The organism is Confluentibacter lentus (assembly GCF_002806995.1).
GTDB lineage: Bacteria > Bacteroidota > Bacteroidia > Flavobacteriales > Flavobacteriaceae > Confluentibacter > Confluentibacter lentus.
Genome location: NZ_NIHE01000003.1, coordinates 277,416 through 296,174, shown reverse-complemented (window position 1 = coordinate 296,174; position 18,759 = coordinate 277,416). Strand labels below are relative to the sequence as shown.

Genomic DNA, 18,759 nt, shown 5'->3' with positions numbered 1-18,759 from the left:
CTTAAAATTTTATTGCTTTATTAGTAGGTCTACTAACTGTTTGGTTAAATTTTTTCTACTGTATTTTTGCAATCCGATAGCATGGGATTGTAATGTGCTATTTTTAAAAGACTTATAATGATTCGTTAAGGTTGATTTCAATAAATCATAATCATCATAACAAAAGTAGTTTCCTGTGTTGGTTTCCTTAATTATTTTTTCGACATCTGAACCCTTTGGGCCTATAGAGATAATAGGCCGGTTGGAAACCATATATTCAAATAATTTACCTGGGATGATGCATCTGGTATCCTCTGAATTTATTTCAATCAACAATAATACTTGAGATTTTTTTTGAAACATAACAGCCTTATTATGCGAAATGTAACCTATATTATTTACATGATTTGTTAAATGATATTTTCCCAAAGATTCCATGATATTATCACTTACAAAACCGATGAAATTCAACTGAAAATCTTCTTTAAATCCATCTAATTCTTCAATCAATTCGCACAGAACTTGCCACAAAATTTCAGGATTTCTTTCCGACAATAACGAACCAATATGTGATAGCGTAAATTTAGTATCCAATGAAACTTCACTCACCTTTTCAATATCATAACCATTGGTAATGACAGAAATTGGTCTATTGGTAATCGTTTCAAATTCTGTTTTAGTGATATAACTGGTCACGATTATTTTATCGGCACTATTTAAAACTTGTTTTTCCAAAACCTTATGTTTTTCTTTTGAAGCTTTAGTGAGCTTTAATTTTTTATGATAACCAATGGTTGTCCACGGATCTCTAAAATCCGCCAGCCACTCTACCCCTAGTCTTTCTCTCAGTTTTAAGCCAATTAAGTGCAAACTGTGTGGCGGCCCTGTGGTGATGATGGTTTCAATATTATTCTTTGAAATATAATCTGAAAGAAATCGAACCGAAGGTTTAACCCATCCAATTCTAGAATCAGGAATAAAAAAATTGCCTCTTATATAAATCAATAATTTCTGAATGAAACTTTGCTTTTTTTGAATGGGTATAATGCCTTTACTGATGGAACTTGATACTTTTTTCGAGAATAAACTAGCAAACTTATAAGGTTCTTTAATAGGTTGTTTAATAATAGTTAAGCTTTCAGCAACTTCAGAATTTAAACTCTTGTCTATTATGGGGTAATTAGGATTTTCAGGAATATATACTATGGGTTCAATATTAAAATCAGGTAAATACTTGACAAATTTTAACCAGCGCTGCACTCCTGGACCTCCTGCTGGTGGCCAGTAATAGGTGATGATTAAAACCTTCTTTTTTTCCATTTTTCCATCCCTGCATATGCAGAATCTATTACCATAATTTCATCTTAATATTTTAAATTCCTGCCTTCTCAGGAATGAGAATCTATTTTTTCCTGAATTCATAAAACAAACCGCCTAGCAATAATAATCCGACTAAAATAGAACTCGCTAGAGCAATGCTACTACCTGTTTGCACCACTTCTGGCTCAAACTTAAATTCTATGGTATGATTTCCCGCTGGAATTTCCATGCCACGCAACACATAATTAACCCTGATATGAGACGCTTCTTTTCCATTGATAATTGTTTTCCATCCTTTAGGATAATAGACTTCAGAAAAAACAGCAAAACCGTTGTTTTTGTTAACCGACTTATATTTCAAATAATTTGGCTTGTGTTCCAATAAAGCAATTGATGCTGTTGAATCTACTTCAAAATTAGACGTTTCTATCTTAAAGTCATTCTTATTTATAACAGCAACATTTTTATTATCCAAACTATCCAACGCTTTTATTTCCTCATTTGCTGAATCTACAAATTTAAAATCTTTAATAAACCAAGCATTACCATTAGCATCTGGATTGTTATAAGGAAATACATTGCCTTGTTCATCTTGGGCAATAATATATTTCGTGTTAAACATATTAAGCACATTGATGTTATTAGCTGAAATGTAAAAATCGAAAACATCTTGATATCTTTGTAATTTAGCGGCATGATATCCATTTAGCGAATTATGGAAATACGATGCTTTGGCACCGGAAGACGTAATATCAAAAACCCTAAAATTAGAGGTATCGCTCAAAATGGCTTTATCAGCTTCGTTAGCTTGATACGGTTTATTTACTTGAATGGACGAAACAAAATCATCATTATTCACATAACGTTTATCAACGCATGCCAAATCAAATAAAATAAGAGCTCCAAAAGCAATAATAACCCACTGTTGTTTAAGTTTATCTTTCAAGAATAAGTAAATCGTTCCTGCTGAAAGCATTACTAAAACCAACGTCCTTAAAGTATCCGCTGTGAAAATGGATTTCCTGTCTGCTTTAACGGCATCAATAAACTCCTGACCATAACTCTGGCGATAAAAACCATCATTCACACCAGCAAAATCAAAAGACGATTTAAATGCTAAAAAAAGAATAGCTAATCCACCGGTAATTATTGCAGAATATTTCAATGCTGTTAGCTTTTCCTCTTTCTTATCAAAATCATTAAATAATTTTACAAGTCCGAATACTGCTAATATAGGAACACACAATTCCAGAATAACCTGGATGGAAGTAACGGCCCTAAACTTATTATAAAGCGGCACATAATCAATAAAAAAGTCTGTTAAAAAACCTAAATTTTTCCCATAAGACAATAATAAAGAGAAGATTGTACCACCAACAAGCCACCATTTTAAACGGCCTTTAACCAAAAACAAGGCAAATACAAATAAAAATAGAACCACTGCTCCAACATAAGCTGGCGCCTCAACAATAGGTTGTTCTCCCCAATACATAGGTGCTCGTTTAGATTCCTCTGCTGCTTGACTTGTGGTTGCGCCTAATTTTCTAAACACTTCATAAGTAGCAGAATCTGTTCCAACATCTTCTCCGTTACCGCCACCCATAAATCTTGGAATAAAAAGATTAAACGTTTCCAAAATGCCATAACTATATTCGGTGATATAATCTTTCTCTAAACCCGTTGAAGCTGTTTTTTGTGTGCCATCTGGATTTATCGTAAGCTCACTTTTACCACGAGTACTTTCTTTAACATACTCCTGAGTAGCCAAAATATTGGTAGCGTTTAATGCAACCGCTAAAACAACAGCGCCTAATAAAATACCAACCGATTTAAAATAATGTGGCAATAGGTTTTTTTTGTAAGCATCAACCAAATAAGCGATTCCTAAGATAAGTATTAAGAACATTAAGTAGTATGTCATTTGAAAATGGTTTGCTACGATTTCCAATCCCATGGCAATCGTTGTGAGCAAAAACCCAATAATGTATCTTTTTTGAAACGTGAGGATAATACCGCTCAACACCAGCGGCATATAAGCAATGGCATGCGCTTTACTATTATGACCAACACCCAAAATAATGATCAAATAGGTTGAAAATCCGAATGCTAACGAACCCAAAACGGCCAATTTATAATCCACTTTTAAAACCAACAAAAGCACATAAAAACCTACTAAATATAGAAACAAATAATCAGCTGGTCTTGGTAAAAACCGAAGGGTTAAATCTAAGCTTTTAATGTAGTTGTGTGGATATTTTGCTCCTAATTGGTACGTTGGCATACCGCCAAAAGCACTGTTGGTCCAATACGTTTCTTCGCCAGTTGCTTCTCTAAAATCATTTTGTTGTTTGCTCATGCCAATATATTGCATGATGTCACTTTGAAAGATTTGTTTTCCAGATAAAACCGGACTAAAATAAGCTAATGAAATAATGACAAAGCCAACTAAAACTAGTATATGGGGAAGAATTTTTTTTATTGAAAATTGCATGAATCCAGATTAAAATTGATTGTGAAAATTAGTCAATTTCTTCGTAATCCACATATTCACCTACATCTTTATTTGAAGTTTTTGTGTTAGGCATTTTATCTATAGTGACTTCACCTTCCTTTTTTGTAGTGTTTTGCTGCTGTTTTTGAAACTCACCGTAAGTACCTCCAAAATGTTGGGAAGCCTTCTTAGCTGCATATTTTAAAAGCAATGGCGCAAATATTCGGGTTATTATTTTTACTCCATAATAAATCAATAGAATAATCAACAATGTTCTTAGTATCCCTGTTGCAGATGCAGTTTGTAGCATAAAAAATATTTTTGGTAAAAATACAATTCTATTCATTTAAAAAACGTTGAAAAGCCTTAAAAAAAGTATAAAATATCTATATTTGGTAACCCTTTAGATGTTATTTTGAGAAATTATATTTAGAAAAAATCTAAAATCTTTGTTATGAACCAAATCAAATCTACCTTCATTTTAGCCTTAATTTTAATCTCAACCAATACATTTGCCCAATATACAGATGTTATAAATTCCAACAGACCCGGTGTGTCCAGAAGTGCTTTTTCTGTCGGAACCAATGTGGTCCAATTTGAGGTTGGCCCTTATATTATTAACGAGAAACGCGCACCAGCTTTGAAAACCGAAGTTGATGGTTTTGGTATTGATTTTGCAGCTCGCTATGGATTGATTTGGGAACCATTGGAATTAATCATAGAAGGAACCTATCAAAACGACACAAAAACATATTTTTCAAATATTCCTTTTGACGAAGACAGAGCCAATTTTAAAACATTAACTATTGGTGCAAAATATTTGGTTTTCGACCCCTATAAAAATGCTGAAGAAGATAAACCTAATCTCTATAGCTGGAAGGCAAACCAAGGCTTTAAATGGAAAACTTTAATTCCTGCGGTATCAGTTTATGTTGGTGCTAATTACGACACAAAAAATAACCCCTATTTAGCACCAGGCATAGAAGGCTTTAGTCCGAAAGTTATGATTATGACTCAAAATAATTTTTCGGGGGGATGGGTATTCGTAATGAATTTGATTAAAGATAGGATTGGAACCGACCAATCTGATTTATCATATATATTAACATTAACACACTCTTTCAATCCAAAATGGGTTGTTTTTGGTGAAACGCAAGGCATAAAAAGTGATTTTTATGCCGATAATCTTTTTAGATTTGGTGGGGCTTATCTATGGAGTAAAGATTTTCAGTTGGATACCGCAGTAACATTCAATGCCAAAGACACGCCATCTGTTTTCAGTGTCAATTTTGGAATGTCTTACAGATTAGACTTTCATAAGGACAAGGAAATAACTAATAAAGACAATGGCACATCAGTTATGGAAGAAGCGGAAAGAAAATCTAGACGCAATAAATCCAATAATGATGACGATTCCCAAAACACAAAAAAGTCTAAAAGAGAAGCCTTAGATTTCGATTAAAGCATTTCAGCATTCATAATATATGATAGTATTAAAAGAAGTAAAAACCGACAAAGACTTAAAAGCATTTGTAAAATTTCCGTTCAACTTATATAAAGATTCAAAATATTGGGTACCTCCTATCATTAGAGAGGAACTAAAAACCTTCAGCAAAAAAGATAATCCCGTATTTAATGATGCGGAAGCTATTTTATTTTTGGCTTACAGAAATAATGAAATCGTTGGAAGAGTTGCTTGCATCATCAATTGGTTGGAAGTCAAAAACCAAGCTTTAAAAAAAATGCGGTTTGGTTGGTTTGATTTTATTGATGATTTAGAAGTTTCCCAAGCTCTTTTCAACAAAATAGAAGATATTGGAAGAAAGCATCATTTAGAATTTGCCGAAGGTCCTGTTGGGTTTTCAAATTTAGATAAAGTTGGTGTTATGACAGAGGGTTTCGACTCCATTGCACCGATGGTTACATGGTACAATTATCCATATTATGTGAAGCATTATGAAGCTGCTCATTATAGAATAGAGAAATCGTATTCAGAAAGTAGATTTCCTTTTAAGAATGTCAAACCCGAATTCTTTTTAAAAGCGCAAGACCTTATAAAACAACGTTATCAAATTAAAGCGTTAAGTTTTACCAAAACAGAGGAAGTCATGCCTTATGCGGATAAAATGTTCGATTTATTTAATGAAAGTTATGCCTCATTGTCGTCATTTGTAGCGATTACAGATGTTCAAAAAGAATATTTTAAAAAGAAATTTATAAGCTTTGTAAATCCTGAATATATAAAATTTGTAGTCGATAAAGATGATAAACTGATTGGCTTTGCCATTGTTATGCCAGCATTTGCAAAGGCTTTACAAAAGATGAAAGGAAAGTTATTTCCTTTTGGTTTCCTGCACATTTTACACGCCAAAAAACACAGCAAAGATGTTATTTTTTATTTAATAGGCATTCACCCCGATTATCAAAATAAAGGCGTACATGCTGTTATTTTTAATGAGTATTACAATACGTTTACAGAAAAAGGCATAGAAACCTGTTTTAGAACCCCTGAATTAGAAGACAATTATGCCATCCATCAAATTTGGAAGCATTTTGACCCAGAGGTTTATAAACGAAGAAAAACATTTAGAAAAGAGTTATAATAGAAAGAGCCGCTAAAATAGCGGCTCTTTGTTTCAAAATATATTAAATTTTATTCGCCCATGGCTGCCATGACAGCCGCAGATAAACGTTGGTATGTTCCATTCTCTAATCTGGTTCTAATAGCTTCAAAAGCATCTAACGTAATCTTTACATCTTCCAAAGTATGCGTCGCAGTTGGAATTAAACGTAATAAAATTAATCCTTTAGGTATAACAGGGTAAACAACTATAGAACAGAATATTCCGAAATTCTCTCTTAAATCTTTTACCAAAGCCATCGCTTCTGGAATGCTACCTTTTAAATAAACGGGCGTTACACAACTTTGCGTGGTTCCAATATCAAAACCACGTTCTTTAAGTCCGTTTTGCAATGCATTCGTATTTTCCCAAAGTTTGTTTTTTAATTCAGGCATGGTTTTAAGCATGTCTAAACGCTTTCTAGCACCAACAACCAATTGCATTTGCAAGGATTTTGCAAACATTTGGGAACGTAAGTTATATTTTAAATAATCAATGATTTCTTTATCGGCTGCAATAAAAGCACCTGTTCCCGCCATAGATTTAGCAAAGGTTGCAAAATACACATCTATATCATCTTGAACACCTTGTTCTTCTCCTGTTCCTGCGCCTCTTTCTCCTTGTGTACCAAAGCCATGGGCATCATCAACCAAAAACCTGAAATTATATTTTTTCTTTAAGGCAGCTATTTCTTTAAGTTTACCTTGTTCACCACGCATCCCGAAAACACCTTCAGAAATCACTAAAATACCACCGCCAGTCTGCTCGGCCATTTTAGTAGCTCTATCTAAGTTTTTCTCTAAACTTTCAATATCGTTATGTTTATAGGTAAATCGTTTGCCCATGTGTAAACGAACGCCATCAATAATACAAGCATGAGCATCTACGTCATATACAATGATATCATCTTTTGAAACTAAGGCATCAATGGTAGAAACCATTCCTTGATAACCAAAATTTAATAAGTATGCAGCTTCTTTATTTACAAATTCTGCCAATTCATTTTGAAGGGTTTCGTGAAGATCTGTGTGACCAGACATCATTCTAGCACCCATAGGGTAAGCGGATCCATAATCGATTCCTGCTTGTGCATCTACTTTTCTAATTTCAGGATGATTAGCCAATCCTAAATAATCATTAATACTCCAGGTAATCACATCTTTTCCTTGAAACTTCATGCGGTTAGAAATTTCACCTTCCAATTTTGGAAACACAAAATAACCCTCTGCTTGAGATGCCCATTTTCCTAAAGGCCCTTTATCCCTATAAATTTTTTCAAATAAATCTTTCATCATTATAAATCTTATTTCAATTAATGTTTACTTCATCAACTAAGAGCCTATTAATGCTTGTTTTTAGGAAAGCTTTTATGCGTAGTTAGTCCGTGCAAAATTAAATATTTATATTGTTTGTACATAATTTTTACCATTCAATTATTGACGAAACAAAAAAAGAGATAACTTTTTGTGATTACAACAAAGTTATCTCTTTAAAATATATTCTTTTGTATTATTTTATATATTGAATTGTTTGAGCTGCCTCGGCATTAATGCTATCAAAAAATCCTTGTTCACTCATCCATTTATCACTGTAAATTTTACTCATGTAACGAGAACCATGATCTGGGAATATAACAACCACGTAATCATCCTTTTTAAATCTTTTTTCCTCACCCAATTGCTTAATAGCTTGCATAGCTGCTCCTGAAGTATAGCCAACAAACAAGCCTTCTGTTTTTGCTATTTCTCTTGCTGTATGTGCACTTTCTTCGTCAGTTACTTTAACAAACTCATCAATAATATCAAAATCTGTTGCTGTAGGAATTAAATTCTTCCCAAGACCTTCAATTCTATATGGGTAAATTTCTTCCTCGTCAAATTCTCTGGTTTCATGATATTTTTTAATTACAGAACCAAAAGCATCTACGCCTATAATTTTGATATTCGGATTTTGCTCCTTTAAATATTTTGCAGTTCCGGAAATTGTTCCTCCCGTACCACTACAGGCAATCAGGTGGGTAATTTTACCTTCTGTTTGTTTCCAAATTTCTGGACCGGTGGATTTATAATGGGCATCAATATTTAATTCATTAAAATACTGATTTATGTAAACGGAGCCTTTAATTTCTTCGTGAAGACGTTTGGCTACTTGATAATAAGATCTTGGATCGTTAGCACTAACATGGGCTGGGCAAACATAAACCTTTGCACCCATTGTTTTAAGCATGTCTATTTTATCTGTGGATGATTTAGAACTAACAGCCAGTACACAATCATAACCCTTAATAATACTTACCATAGCAATACTGAAACCTGTATTACCAGAGGTTGTTTCTATGATAGTATCTCCCGGCGATAATATGCCTTTTTTCTCAGCTTGTTCAATAATATAAAGCGCTATTCTATCTTTTGAGGAATGTCCTGGATTAAAGGCTTCTACTTTTGCATAAAAGCTACCTTTAAATTTGGAAGTTAATTTATTGATTCGAATAAGTGGTGTTTTACCTACTAAATCTAATACATTATCAAAAACCTGATTTCTGTGTTTCATAAATGCTATTTATCAGCTAAGTCAATATTACGAAAAATAATTGTGACCTAAAACCTAACAAAAATAAACATTTTTTTTTATTAACAATGAATTCCTTCCAAATCTAATAAAAAAGCATACTCTAAAGCTACTTCTTTCAGACTTTCAAAACGTCCTGAAGCCCCACCATGACCCGCATCCATATCTGTATGCAATAATAATTTATTGGAATCTTTTTTTAGCTCTCTTAACTTAGCAACCCATTTTGCTGGTTCCCAATATTGTACTTGAGAATCGTGTAAACCCGTTGTAACCAACATATTAGGATATTTGTTTTCTATAACATTATCATATGGGGAATATGATTTCATGTAGTTATAGTATTCAATGTCGTTCGGATTCCCCCACTCATCATACTCACCTGTTGTTAATGGGATGGTATCATCTAGCATCGTGGTAACGACATCAACAAAAGGAACAGCGGCAATAATACCATTGTATAATTCCGGATTCATATTAATAATCGCGCCCATAAGCATGCCGCCAGCCGATCCTCCATAAGCATATAAATGTTGACTTGATGTGTATTTTTCTTGAATAAGATATTTAGAACAATCAATAAAATCATAAAACGTATTCTTTTTAAATAACAATTTCCCGTTTTCATACCATTGCCTACCAAGGTACTCACCTCCCCTAACATGGGCGATGGCATAAATAAACCCCCTGTCCAACAAACTTAGCCTAAGACTTGAAAACGAAGGATCTATTGTAGAGCCATAAGAACCATAGCCATATTGCAACAATGGACTGTTTCCATCCAACTTAGTATCTTTTTTATATACTAACGATATGGGCACTTTTACACCATCTCGTGCTGTTGCCCAAATTCGTTTTGATATGTAGTTTTCTTTTTTAAAAGTTCCACCCAAGACCTCTTGCTCTTTCATTATCTCCCTTTGCTTCGTTTTAAAATTATAATCTATAACGGCACTTGGTGAAGTAAGCGAGTTATAACCATACCTTAAAACATCACTTTCAAAATCAGGGTTATTTCCTATGTAAGCTGTGTAGGTTTCACTTTCAAAAGGTAAATAATAATCTTCTTGGTTATCCCAACTCATGATACGCAAATTGTTCAATCCGTTTTCACGCTCATTTACAACCAAATAATCTTTAAATATCTCAATATCTTCAATTAAGACATGATCTCTATGCGGAATGACATCTTTCCAATATTTCTTCTCCGTAAAATCCTCTGGAGTTTTTAGCAATTTAAAATTAGTGGCACCATCACAATTGGCTATGATATAAAAGCAATCATTATAATGAGCAATGCTATAATCGAGTTCCCTTTTTCTTTTTTGGAAAATCTTAAAGGGTTCATCGGGTGTATCGGCATTTACAAATCTATATTCTGAAGTTAATGTACTTGAAGATCCAATAACAATGTATTTTTTGGATTTTGTTTTATATACAAACGTGTTATAGGTTTCATCCTTTTCATGAAAAACCTCAATATCTTCTTTTGAATCTGTATGAAGTTTGTGCTTAAAAATCTTAAAAGACCTCAAGGTCACTTCCTCTTTCATGGAATAAAATAAGGTTTTACTATCGTTTGCCCAAGTAGAACCGCCTGTGGTGTTCAATATTTCATCAGAATAGATTTCTTCAGTTATTAGATTTTTAATTTGAATCTTATATTGTCTTCTTCCTAATATATCTGTTGAAAAACTAGCTAAGGTATTATCTGGACTAACCGAAATACTTCCTAAATTAAAGTATGCCAAGCCTTCCGCCATTTTGTTGCAGTCAAACAACAGCTCTTCAGGGGCGTTCAATGTTTCCTTTTTCCTTATATAAATGGGATAATCTTTTCCGGTTTCATATCGAGTAATATACCAATAGCCGTTAAATTTATAGGGCACTGTGGTGTCATCTTCTTTAATTCTACCTTTCATTTCCTCAAATAGTGATTTTTGAAAATCTTCGGTATGCTGCATTATTTGCTTTGTATAGGCGTTTTCGACATTCAAATAATTTATTACCTCAGGGTTTTCTTTGTCGTTCAGCCAATAATAATTATCGACTCTCACATCATTATGAATAGTGAGCTTTTTTTGCTTTTTATTTGCTACTGGAGGTTGAATTGTCTTTTTCAATGAAGCTATATTAATTCTGATTTATTAAGTGGGCAAAAATATAAAATTTAAATAGTTTTGTAATGAATATAAAAAATATAAAACCATGTTTGGAGATATGATGAATATGATGGGCAAACTTAAGGAAACCCAAAAGAAAATTGAAGACACTAAAAAACGTTTGGAAACTGTTTTAATAGATGAAAAAAGCAATGATGATTTATTGAAAATTACCATTACTGCAAATAGAAAAATTAGGTCTATAAATATTTCAGATGACTTATTAAGCGATAAAGAACAACTTGAAGATTATTTAATACTCACCCTTAATAAAGCCATTGAAAGGGCTACACAAGTAAACGAAACAGAACTCGCCGCTGTTGCTAAAGAAGGTATGCCAAATATTCCCGGTTTGGATATGTTTAAATAAAGTATTTGATAAATTAAATTTGCAATATTTTAATTTGAAGATACTTTTTGTGTGTAAACTTAAGATGTCTTAACATTTTCTTAAAAGAATCATAATACTTCCCAAGTTAATTTTCATTTAACAAACTTTTAACTACAACTCACTAAACCTTGCCCCAATTTTGTTATCTAATAAAACAAAAACCAAAAAATGAACAAAAACCTCATTCTCGCATTTTCGATATTTATTAGTTTATTATCGCTTAAATCGATAGCTCAGGCTTCTGGACAAAGAGAAGTTACAATTACTGGAAAAGTCATCGACAAAGAAACCAACCAACCTTTAGAATATGCTACAATTGCATTTTTTAACAAACAAGAAAATAAAATCGTAACCGGTGGAATTACCGACCCTAGTGGTAATTTTAGCATTCCCGTTCCTGCTGGAACTTACGACGTAACTATAGAATTCATTTCATTTAAAACAATCACTTTACCCAATAAAACACTTAATCAATCTCAAAATATCGGGTCTTTTTCTTTGGAAATAGACGCTCAAGCTCTTGGTGAAGTTGAAGTCATTGCGGAGCGCACCACCGTTGAAATGAAACTTGACAAAAGAATATACAACGTTGGACAAGATCTTACCGTAAGAGGTGGTACCGTAAGTGACGTTTTAGATAATGTGCCATCTGTTTCTGTTGATGTTGATGGAAATGTTGCTTTACGTGGCAATCAAAACGTAACCATATTAATTAATGGTAAGCCTTCTGGATTGGTTGGATTAAATTCTACTGACGCCTTACGCCAACTTCCTGCAGACGCTATTGAGCGTGTTGAGGTTATAACCGCGCCTTCTTCCCGTTATGATGCTGAAGGTACTGGAGGTATATTAAACATCATTTTAAGAAGAAGTAAGCTACAAGGAATGAATGGTGCTATAACTGTTAATGCTGGTACACCTACAAACTATGGATTGTCTGGAAACGTTAATTACAGAACTGGTAATTTCAACTTTTTTAACACATCCAGTTATAATTACAGAGAAAATCCAGGGAATGGATTGTCTGAAAGAGAAACATTTAACGGGTCTGATCCTAGCACTTTTTTTAATGAATATAGAACTTCCGATAGAACTCAAGATGGATTTACAATAAGCAATGGTGTAGAATGGTATATTAACGATTCATCTTCTTTAACTGCTTCATTTGTGTTAAGAAATAGTGATAATGAAAGCGTGACTTCAAATGAAACTTTCCAATTAGATGAAAATAGAGATTTGATAAGACGATTTGTTAGGCTAAGTCCAGAAGTAGAAGACGACAAAACCTTCCAGTATTCTATTAATTTTGATAAACAATTTGGCGGTAATTCACAACATAAATTAACAGCCGACTTTCAATATGAAGACTCTCAAGAAGATGAGTTTGGAATTATAACAAACGACGGAAATCCTTCACAAAGACTCCAAACTTTAGAAGACCAAAGACGTATCTTGCTACAAACCGATTATGTATTACCAATTGGCGAAGGCAGTCAATTTGAAGCGGGTTATCGAGGTAACTTCAATGTTAATGATACAGATTATAGATTAGAAAATTATATAAATGATGATTTTGTTGTAAATACAGGATTAACAAACAATCTTATATACACAGAGCATGTGAATGCTGCCTACACCCAATATGGAAGTAAAATAAGTAAATTTTCATATTTAATGGGTTTACGTTTGGAAGAAACTAGAATAACAGTAGATCAAGTAACATCTGGTGACTTTAGTAAGAGAAATTACTTAGGGTTGTTCCCAACACTTAATTTATCATACGAATTCACAGAAAAACAAAGTATAACCCTTGGTTATAATAGAAGGATAAGCAGGCCACGTTCTCGATTTATCAATCCATTCCCTTCTCAATCAAGCCCAACAACACAGTTTATAGGAAACCCAAATTTAAATCCTAGTTACTCAAACACTGTGGATGTAGGCTACCTTAACAATTTTGGAAAATTGACATTAAACTCATCCATTTATTATCAAAGAGCAACTGAGACCTTTAATTTTATTCAACAAGGCACTGGAGATTACTATTTCCCTGAATTAGACTTTACTATTAATGAAAATGACCCTAGCTATGGTGGTTTAGCTGCTCAATATGATGATGAGGTTGAAGTATTACAAAGTACACCTATAAACTTAGCATCTAATACTCGTGTAGGTTTTGAATTCACATTAACTTATAGACCTACTAGCAAATGGAATTTGAATGGTAATTTTAATCTATTTAGATTTGAAAACAAAGGTGAATTCAATGGAACCAATTTTGATGCCGAAAATGTGAGTTGGTTTGCTAGAATTAATAACAAATATACCTTGCCGGGAGATATAGATTGGCAAACACGTGTTTTTTATCAAGGACCCAGTGAAGACGCACAAAATAAACGAAGAGGTATGGCTTCTGTAGACTTAGCTTTTAGCAAAGATTTCTTCGATAACAATATGTCTTTAGCCTTTAATATAAGTGATTTGTTTAATAGTAGAAGAATGATTTCAGAAACCACTACCCCATCATTTTACACATACAGTGAAAATCAATGGAGACAGCGTAGTTTCAACGTATCGCTTACATATAGGTTTAATCAACAAAAAAGAGAGCAAAATAGAGAACGAAGAGGAAGAGGTGAAGGCCAAGGTCCTCAAGGTGGTGAAGGGGGCGATTTTGAGGATATGCAATTTGAATAAGAAAACTGCAGAAAAATCAGCAACAAAAAAGGGAGCTAAAATTAAATTAGCTCCCTTTTTATGTTATTAATAAAACTATGTTTTTTTAAGCCTGTTTTTTAGCTTTTTTTGCTTCTCTAATTTCTTTTAATCTTTCAATTAAAGAACCACCTATCCAATAAGGAATAACGAATGTTAATAAAAATATCATTAACCAAAAACCTATTGTTAAAATGGTTAAAAAAGCCAAAAAACCTAAATATTGATCAAATTCAAACATAATTGTGTGTATCTTTTAAAATCTTAGGCAAAGATACTATATAGCATTTTGTTATACAATACTTAAATTAAGATTTATTAACTGTCTTAATCTATCTAATTCAAATTAGGTTGTGGTGTCATTCTTAAATAAGGTTTTACTTCCTTAAATCCTTTTGGGAAAATACCAGGTATATCTGCTGTTGCTATAGAAGGCACTACCACACAATCCTCTCCATTTTCCCAATTGGCAGGCGTAGCTACTTTATAATATGCCGTTAATTGTAATGAATCAATAACCCGTAATAGCTCGTCAAAATTCCTTCCTGTGGATGCAGGATATACTATAATCAATTTTACTTTTTTATCGGGGCCGATAACAAAAACAGAACGTACCGTTAATTTATCATTAGCGTTGGGGTGAATCATATCATAGAGTTCCGAGACTTTGTGGTCTTCATCTGCAATTATTGGAAAATTAACCGTAGTAGATTGCGTTTCATTAATATCCTTAATCCAACCTTTATGCGATTCCAAACCGTCTACACTAAGTGCTACCACCTTTACGTTGCGTTTATCAAATTCAGATTTATATTTTGCTACAGTACCTAATTCAGTAGTACAAACAGGTGTATAATCTGCTGGATGCGAGAATAAAATTCCCCAGCTATCTCCCAACCACTCATGAAAATTAATAGTTCCTTCGGATGATTGCGCTGTGAAATTCGGAGCTTCATCCCCTAATCTAATTGTTGCCATAATTTTTTAATTTAATTTATTGCTATAAAATGTGATATTTAAATATAAATATTCGATTTGAAGTCTTGCTAAGATACCAATTTTTATCAAATCGGCATTTATTAGAAGCGTTATTTCTGTGTTAAAAAGATGCTTAAAAACTAACAACTATCATATAATTAACCATAAAAACCGCTAACTTTGCAGCACAAATTAAATCATTACAAAAATGAATTTCAGAATAGAAAAAGACACCATGGGCGAGGTAAAAGTACCAGCCGATAAACTTTGGGGAGCTCAAACAGAACGTTCTAGAAACAATTTTAAAATAGGCGCTCCGGCATCCATGCCATTAGAAATTATTTATGGTTTTGCTTATTTGAAAAAAGCTGCCGCTTACACAAATTGTGAATTGGGTGTATTACCTATTGAAAAACGCGATTTAATAGCAAAAGTTTGTGATGAAATTTTAGAAGGCAAACATGATAGTGAATTTCCATTGGTTATTTGGCAAACAGGTTCTGGAACCCAAAGCAATATGAATGTCAATGAGGTCATTTCTAATAGAGCGCAACAACTTGCAGGAAAAGAAATTGGTAAAGATGAAGCTGTTGTTAAAGCAAATGATGATGTTAACAAATCGCAATCTTCAAATGACACCTTCCCTACTGGCATGACCATTGCTGCTTATAAAAAGATTGTAGAGACTACACTTCCCGGAGTTAAACAACTACGTGATACTCTAAAATCTAAGTCAGATGCATTTAAAAATGTGATAAAAATTGGAAGAACACATTTAATGGATGCGACGCCCTTAACCTTAGGTCAAGAACTTTCTGGGTATGTATCACAATTAGATCACGGTATGAAGGCCTTAGAAAATACATTAGCACATTTAAGCGAGCTAGCTTTAGGCGGAACCGCCGTCGGTACTGGTTTAAATGCACCAAAAGGATACAGCAAACGCGTTGCAGAATACATTGCCAAATTTACCGAACTCCCATTTGTAACAGCCCCTAACAAGTTTGAAGCTTTGGCTGCCCATGATGCATTAGTTGAAACGCATGGAGCACTAAAACAATTAGCCGTTTCTTTAAATAAAATTGCCAATGACATTAGAATGATGGCTTCTGGCCCAAGAAGTGGTATTGGAGAGATTATTATACCTGCCAACGAACCTGGAAGTTCTATCATGCCTGGAAAAGTCAATCCTACACAATGTGAAGCATTAACCATGGTCTGTGCCCAAGTAATTGGTAATGACGTAGCAATTAGCTTTGGTGGTGCTCAAGGACATTATGAATTAAATGTTTTTAAACCTGTAATGGCAGCAAACGTTATTCAATCTGCTCAATTGATTGGTGATGCCTGCGTAAGTTTTGATGAAAACTGTGCTATTGGTATAGAACCAAACCATGCTGTTATTAAACAACTACTTAATAATTCATTAATGTTGGTTACAGCTTTAAATACTAAAATTGGATATTATAAAGCTGCTGAAATTGCCAATACAGCTCATAAAAATGGCACTACTTTAAAAGAAGAAGCTATAAATTTAGGATACGTAACTGCAGAAGATTATGATGAATGGGTGAAGCCTGAAGATATGGTAGGAAGCCTTAAATGATTTTACCAAAATACTAAAATAAAAAAACAGGTATAAAATTAATACCTGTTTTTTTTTTGGTTGGTTAGCTATCAATCCTTTGTTCTCAGAGGAAATCATTGTAAAAATATAATTATGAATCCAATTATTTATTAACAAATGTTAATAACCATCCATTTTTTTTCTTATTCTACTTAATTGAACCGCAGTAATTCCAAGATAAGAAGCTATGTGGTATTGAGGTATCAAGTCTTCAACTTGAGGAATTTGTTTTCTTAACTCCAAATATCGTTCTTTGGCATCAAGTGAAATTAGTTCAACCAATCGGTTTTCATATTTGGTATAGACTTCTTCTAAAACACTGGTATACAATTTACTGAGACCATGATTCTTTTCACACAAATTCATCAATTTTGTATAGTCTACTTCATAAATTTCACAATCTGATAATGCTTCAAAAGTAAAAATGGATTCACTTTTGTTCTTTAAAGCCGTTAAAGAAGCCATTACACTAATAGGCAAATAAAAACTTTTGTTGAATTCTTTTCCTGATTCCGTAGATAAATAACAGCGAATAACCCCAGAAACTAATAAGTAAACCTTGGATGGAACTTCCCCAAACTTTACTATTTGTGTGCCAGCATGAACTTTTTTAAAATTGGCAATATTTTGAAGTTCTATAAATGTCTCTTCTGAAAAATCTGAAAATTGGTTAAAAAAAGTAATGATATTATTCAATAGATAATATTTAAAAATAGACACATAAATATACAATAATAACTCAAAGACCTATTACAAATCATCAAAAATAGTACTTGAAATTTTTAAAAGATATGGAATAAAAAAACCTGAAAGAGCTAACTTTCAGGTTTGCAAAAATTTATTGTTATTATGTTATTGCAGTATAAACTCAGATGTAGACACTAAATCTTTTTTATTAAAAACATTTACTGTATAACGTCCTTTTGCAAAATCACTTGATCCTTTAGATGCAACAAACTCACATACATTAAGGTTATCATTTTCATAATTAAATTTACTTACAATACTGTAGTTTAATGTTTTTTCACCAAAAGTTATTTGTTGGTTTAATCCTAAAGTATTGTTTTTTGGATCTATAACCTGAACATATAATTCTTGATCTCCCGCTTTTACTAATTTATTTTTAGCAACAGTAAAACACACTCGTATTTTATCTGTACGGCTAGCTCTTTCAGTTGGAATCAATTTTCCAGAAGTCCTTTCAATAACACCAAAACCTTTTAAACCAACAGTTCCTAATGCAGATGCGTTTTCAACAACTTCAGCTAGTGCGGTATTTTGAACTAATAAAGAATCTGAAAACATACTACGCTCTTCTAAACGCACTCTAGTACTATCTAAAGATGTTGCTAAATATGAATTGCTTACTCTTAAAGAATCATTTTGTGCCATTAATACATCCATTTCTTTTCGTAATGAAAGGTATTGGCTTTTATATTTCCATAAGCTTTTTACATTAGTATCAGATATTTTTAAAGAATCTATCAAACCTTGAATACGAGCTCTTGCTTCAATCAAGTCTTTATTAGCAACTTTGTTCTCGCTTATGGCAACATCATATTGTTTTGCCATAGCATTTAAATCATTCATTACTAATTGTTTTTCTTCAGTTAATTCATTCTGTGTTTCTTGACTGGTTTTGTAAAGGTTCATTGTATAAAACCCTGTTGCTAAAAATAGGACTAGAGCAATGCCTAAACCTATCTTTAATCCCATACTACTTTTGTTGTTTTCCATGATTACTTGTTTTTTGTTCTACGTGTTTACTTTTATTTTTGTCTGTTATGTTTTTAATTTGGAAGTTTATATCCTCTGTACTTCCATTTCCATTATATACGGATAACTTAAAAATATGGATGTTTCTAGATATATTTTTATTTTTATTAAAAAAAAAGCTTACAATCAAA

15 protein-coding genes are annotated in these 18,759 nt (G+C 32.8%); 5 read left to right on the top strand and 10 right to left on the bottom strand.

The annotated features are described in order from the left end of the window. Window positions 1-9 precede the first annotated feature (9 nt). The 3 genes from CDH50_RS08155 to CDH50_RS08145 all read right to left on the bottom strand — a co-directional run bounded on the left by CDH50_RS08155 (window position 10) and on the right by CDH50_RS08145 (window position 4,100). Window positions 10-1,299: a glycosyltransferase family 4 protein gene (locus CDH50_RS08155; RefSeq protein ID WP_100611512.1), complete on the bottom strand. Its 1,290-nt coding sequence runs from the start codon at window positions 1,297-1,299 to the stop codon at window positions 10-12. A gap of 82 nt (window positions 1,300-1,381) precedes the next feature. Then, window positions 1,382-3,790, bottom strand: a complete 2,409-nt coding sequence (locus CDH50_RS08150; protein WP_100611511.1) for a YfhO family protein — start codon at window positions 3,788-3,790, stop codon at window positions 1,382-1,384. 28 nt (window positions 3,791-3,818) lie between these two features. Beyond that, window positions 3,819-4,100: a DUF4834 family protein gene (locus CDH50_RS08145; protein ID WP_100611733.1), complete on the bottom strand. Its 282-nt coding sequence runs from the start codon at window positions 4,098-4,100 to the stop codon at window positions 3,819-3,821. A gap of 144 nt (window positions 4,101-4,244) precedes the next feature. Between CDH50_RS08145 and CDH50_RS08140 the strand changes: the two genes are divergently transcribed. Both CDH50_RS08140 and CDH50_RS08135 read left to right on the top strand, forming a co-directional pair. Next, window positions 4,245-5,252: a transporter gene (locus CDH50_RS08140; RefSeq protein WP_100611510.1), complete on the top strand. Its 1,008-nt coding sequence runs from the start codon at window positions 4,245-4,247 to the stop codon at window positions 5,250-5,252. Window positions 5,253-5,274: 22 nt separating this feature from the next. Then, window positions 5,275-6,393 (top strand): GTP cyclohydrolase, encoded by a 1,119-nt coding sequence (locus tag CDH50_RS08135; RefSeq protein ID WP_100611509.1) that lies wholly within the window; start codon window positions 5,275-5,277, stop codon window positions 6,391-6,393. Between the two features lie 50 nt (window positions 6,394-6,443). On the opposite strand, the gene CDH50_RS08130 is transcribed toward CDH50_RS08135, so the two are convergent. The 3 genes from CDH50_RS08130 to CDH50_RS08120 form a co-directional block, all read right to left on the bottom strand. After that, window positions 6,444-7,703: an aminotransferase class I/II-fold pyridoxal phosphate-dependent enzyme gene (locus tag CDH50_RS08130; protein ID WP_100611508.1), complete on the bottom strand. Its 1,260-nt coding sequence runs from the start codon at window positions 7,701-7,703 to the stop codon at window positions 6,444-6,446. A gap of 217 nt (window positions 7,704-7,920) precedes the next feature. Continuing rightward, a complete protein-coding gene (locus CDH50_RS08125) occupies window positions 7,921-8,961 on the bottom strand; it encodes a PLP-dependent cysteine synthase family protein (protein WP_100611507.1) in 1,041 nt (346 codons plus the stop codon). An 80-nt stretch (window positions 8,962-9,041) separates the two neighbouring features. Next, window positions 9,042-11,102 (bottom strand): S9 family peptidase, encoded by a 2,061-nt coding sequence (locus CDH50_RS08120; RefSeq protein WP_100611506.1) that lies wholly within the window; start codon window positions 11,100-11,102, stop codon window positions 9,042-9,044. An 85-nt stretch (window positions 11,103-11,187) separates the two neighbouring features. On the opposite strand from CDH50_RS08120, the gene CDH50_RS08115 reads away from it, so the two are divergent. Together CDH50_RS08115 and CDH50_RS08110 are read left to right on the top strand one after the other, a co-directional pair. After that, window positions 11,188-11,511: a YbaB/EbfC family nucleoid-associated protein gene (locus CDH50_RS08115; RefSeq protein ID WP_100611505.1), complete on the top strand. Its 324-nt coding sequence runs from the start codon at window positions 11,188-11,190 to the stop codon at window positions 11,509-11,511. Window positions 11,512-11,700: 189 nt separating this feature from the next. Beyond that, on the top strand, window positions 11,701-14,229 hold the full coding sequence (locus tag CDH50_RS08110) for a TonB-dependent receptor domain-containing protein (protein ID WP_100611504.1): 2,529 nt from the start codon (window positions 11,701-11,703) through the stop codon (window positions 14,227-14,229). Between the two features lie 85 nt (window positions 14,230-14,314). Here the strand turns inward: CDH50_RS08110 and CDH50_RS15190 are convergent, their stop codons facing one another. Further along, window positions 14,315-14,488, bottom strand: coding sequence for a hypothetical protein (locus CDH50_RS15190; protein ID WP_198513456.1), 174 nt, complete (start codon window positions 14,486-14,488; stop codon window positions 14,315-14,317). 95 nt (window positions 14,489-14,583) lie between these two features. Next, window positions 14,584-15,225, bottom strand: coding sequence for a peroxiredoxin (locus CDH50_RS08105; RefSeq protein WP_100611503.1), 642 nt, complete (start codon window positions 15,223-15,225; stop codon window positions 14,584-14,586). A gap of 208 nt (window positions 15,226-15,433) precedes the next feature. Between CDH50_RS08105 and fumC the strand changes: the two genes are divergently transcribed. Further along, window positions 15,434-16,831 (top strand): class II fumarate hydratase, encoded by a 1,398-nt coding sequence (gene fumC, locus CDH50_RS08100; protein WP_100611502.1) that lies wholly within the window; start codon window positions 15,434-15,436, stop codon window positions 16,829-16,831. Between the two features lie 141 nt (window positions 16,832-16,972). Here fumC and CDH50_RS08095 read toward each other — a convergent pair whose 3' ends face one another. After that, window positions 16,973-17,548 carry a Crp/Fnr family transcriptional regulator gene (locus tag CDH50_RS08095; RefSeq protein WP_157804953.1) on the bottom strand — a complete coding sequence of 192 codons (576 nt, stop codon included), beginning with the start codon at window positions 17,546-17,548 and terminating at the stop codon, window positions 16,973-16,975. A gap of 156 nt (window positions 17,549-17,704) precedes the next feature. Then, window positions 17,705-18,589 carry a chromosome partitioning protein ParA gene (locus CDH50_RS08090; RefSeq protein ID WP_100611500.1) on the bottom strand — a complete coding sequence of 295 codons (885 nt, stop codon included), beginning with the start codon at window positions 18,587-18,589 and terminating at the stop codon, window positions 17,705-17,707. Between the last annotated feature and the right edge of the window lie 170 nt (window positions 18,590-18,759).

Bases quoted from the DNA above. Each gene is read 5' to 3' on its own strand.
- CDH50_RS08155 (WP_100611512.1), bottom strand. From the start codon at position 1,299: ATGGAAAAAAAGAAGGTTTTAATCATCACCTATTACTGGCCACCAGCA.
- CDH50_RS08150 (WP_100611511.1), bottom strand. From the start codon at position 3,790: ATGCAATTTTCAATAAAAAAAATTCTTCCCCATATACTAGTTTTAGTT.
- CDH50_RS08145 (WP_100611733.1), bottom strand. From the start codon at position 4,100: ATGCTACAAACTGCATCTGCAACAGGGATACTAAGAACATTGTTGATT.
- CDH50_RS08140 (WP_100611510.1), top strand. From the start codon at position 4,245: ATGAACCAAATCAAATCTACCTTCATTTTAGCCTTAATTTTAATCTCA.
- CDH50_RS08135 (WP_100611509.1), top strand. From the start codon at position 5,275: ATGATAGTATTAAAAGAAGTAAAAACCGACAAAGACTTAAAAGCATTT.
- CDH50_RS08130 (WP_100611508.1), bottom strand. From the start codon at position 7,703: ATGAAAGATTTATTTGAAAAAATTTATAGGGATAAAGGGCCTTTAGGA.
- CDH50_RS08125 (WP_100611507.1), bottom strand. From the start codon at position 8,961: ATGAAACACAGAAATCAGGTTTTTGATAATGTATTAGATTTAGTAGGT.
- CDH50_RS08115 (WP_100611505.1), top strand. From the start codon at position 11,188: ATGTTTGGAGATATGATGAATATGATGGGCAAACTTAAGGAAACCCAA.
- CDH50_RS08110 (WP_100611504.1), top strand. From the start codon at position 11,701: ATGAACAAAAACCTCATTCTCGCATTTTCGATATTTATTAGTTTATTA.
- CDH50_RS15190 (WP_198513456.1), bottom strand. From the start codon at position 14,488: ATGTTTGAATTTGATCAATATTTAGGTTTTTTGGCTTTTTTAACCATT.
- CDH50_RS08105 (WP_100611503.1), bottom strand. From the start codon at position 15,225: ATGGCAACAATTAGATTAGGGGATGAAGCTCCGAATTTCACAGCGCAA.
- fumC (WP_100611502.1), top strand. From the start codon at position 15,434: ATGAATTTCAGAATAGAAAAAGACACCATGGGCGAGGTAAAAGTACCA.
- CDH50_RS08090 (WP_100611500.1), bottom strand. From the start codon at position 18,589: ATGGAAAACAACAAAAGTAGTATGGGATTAAAGATAGGTTTAGGCATT.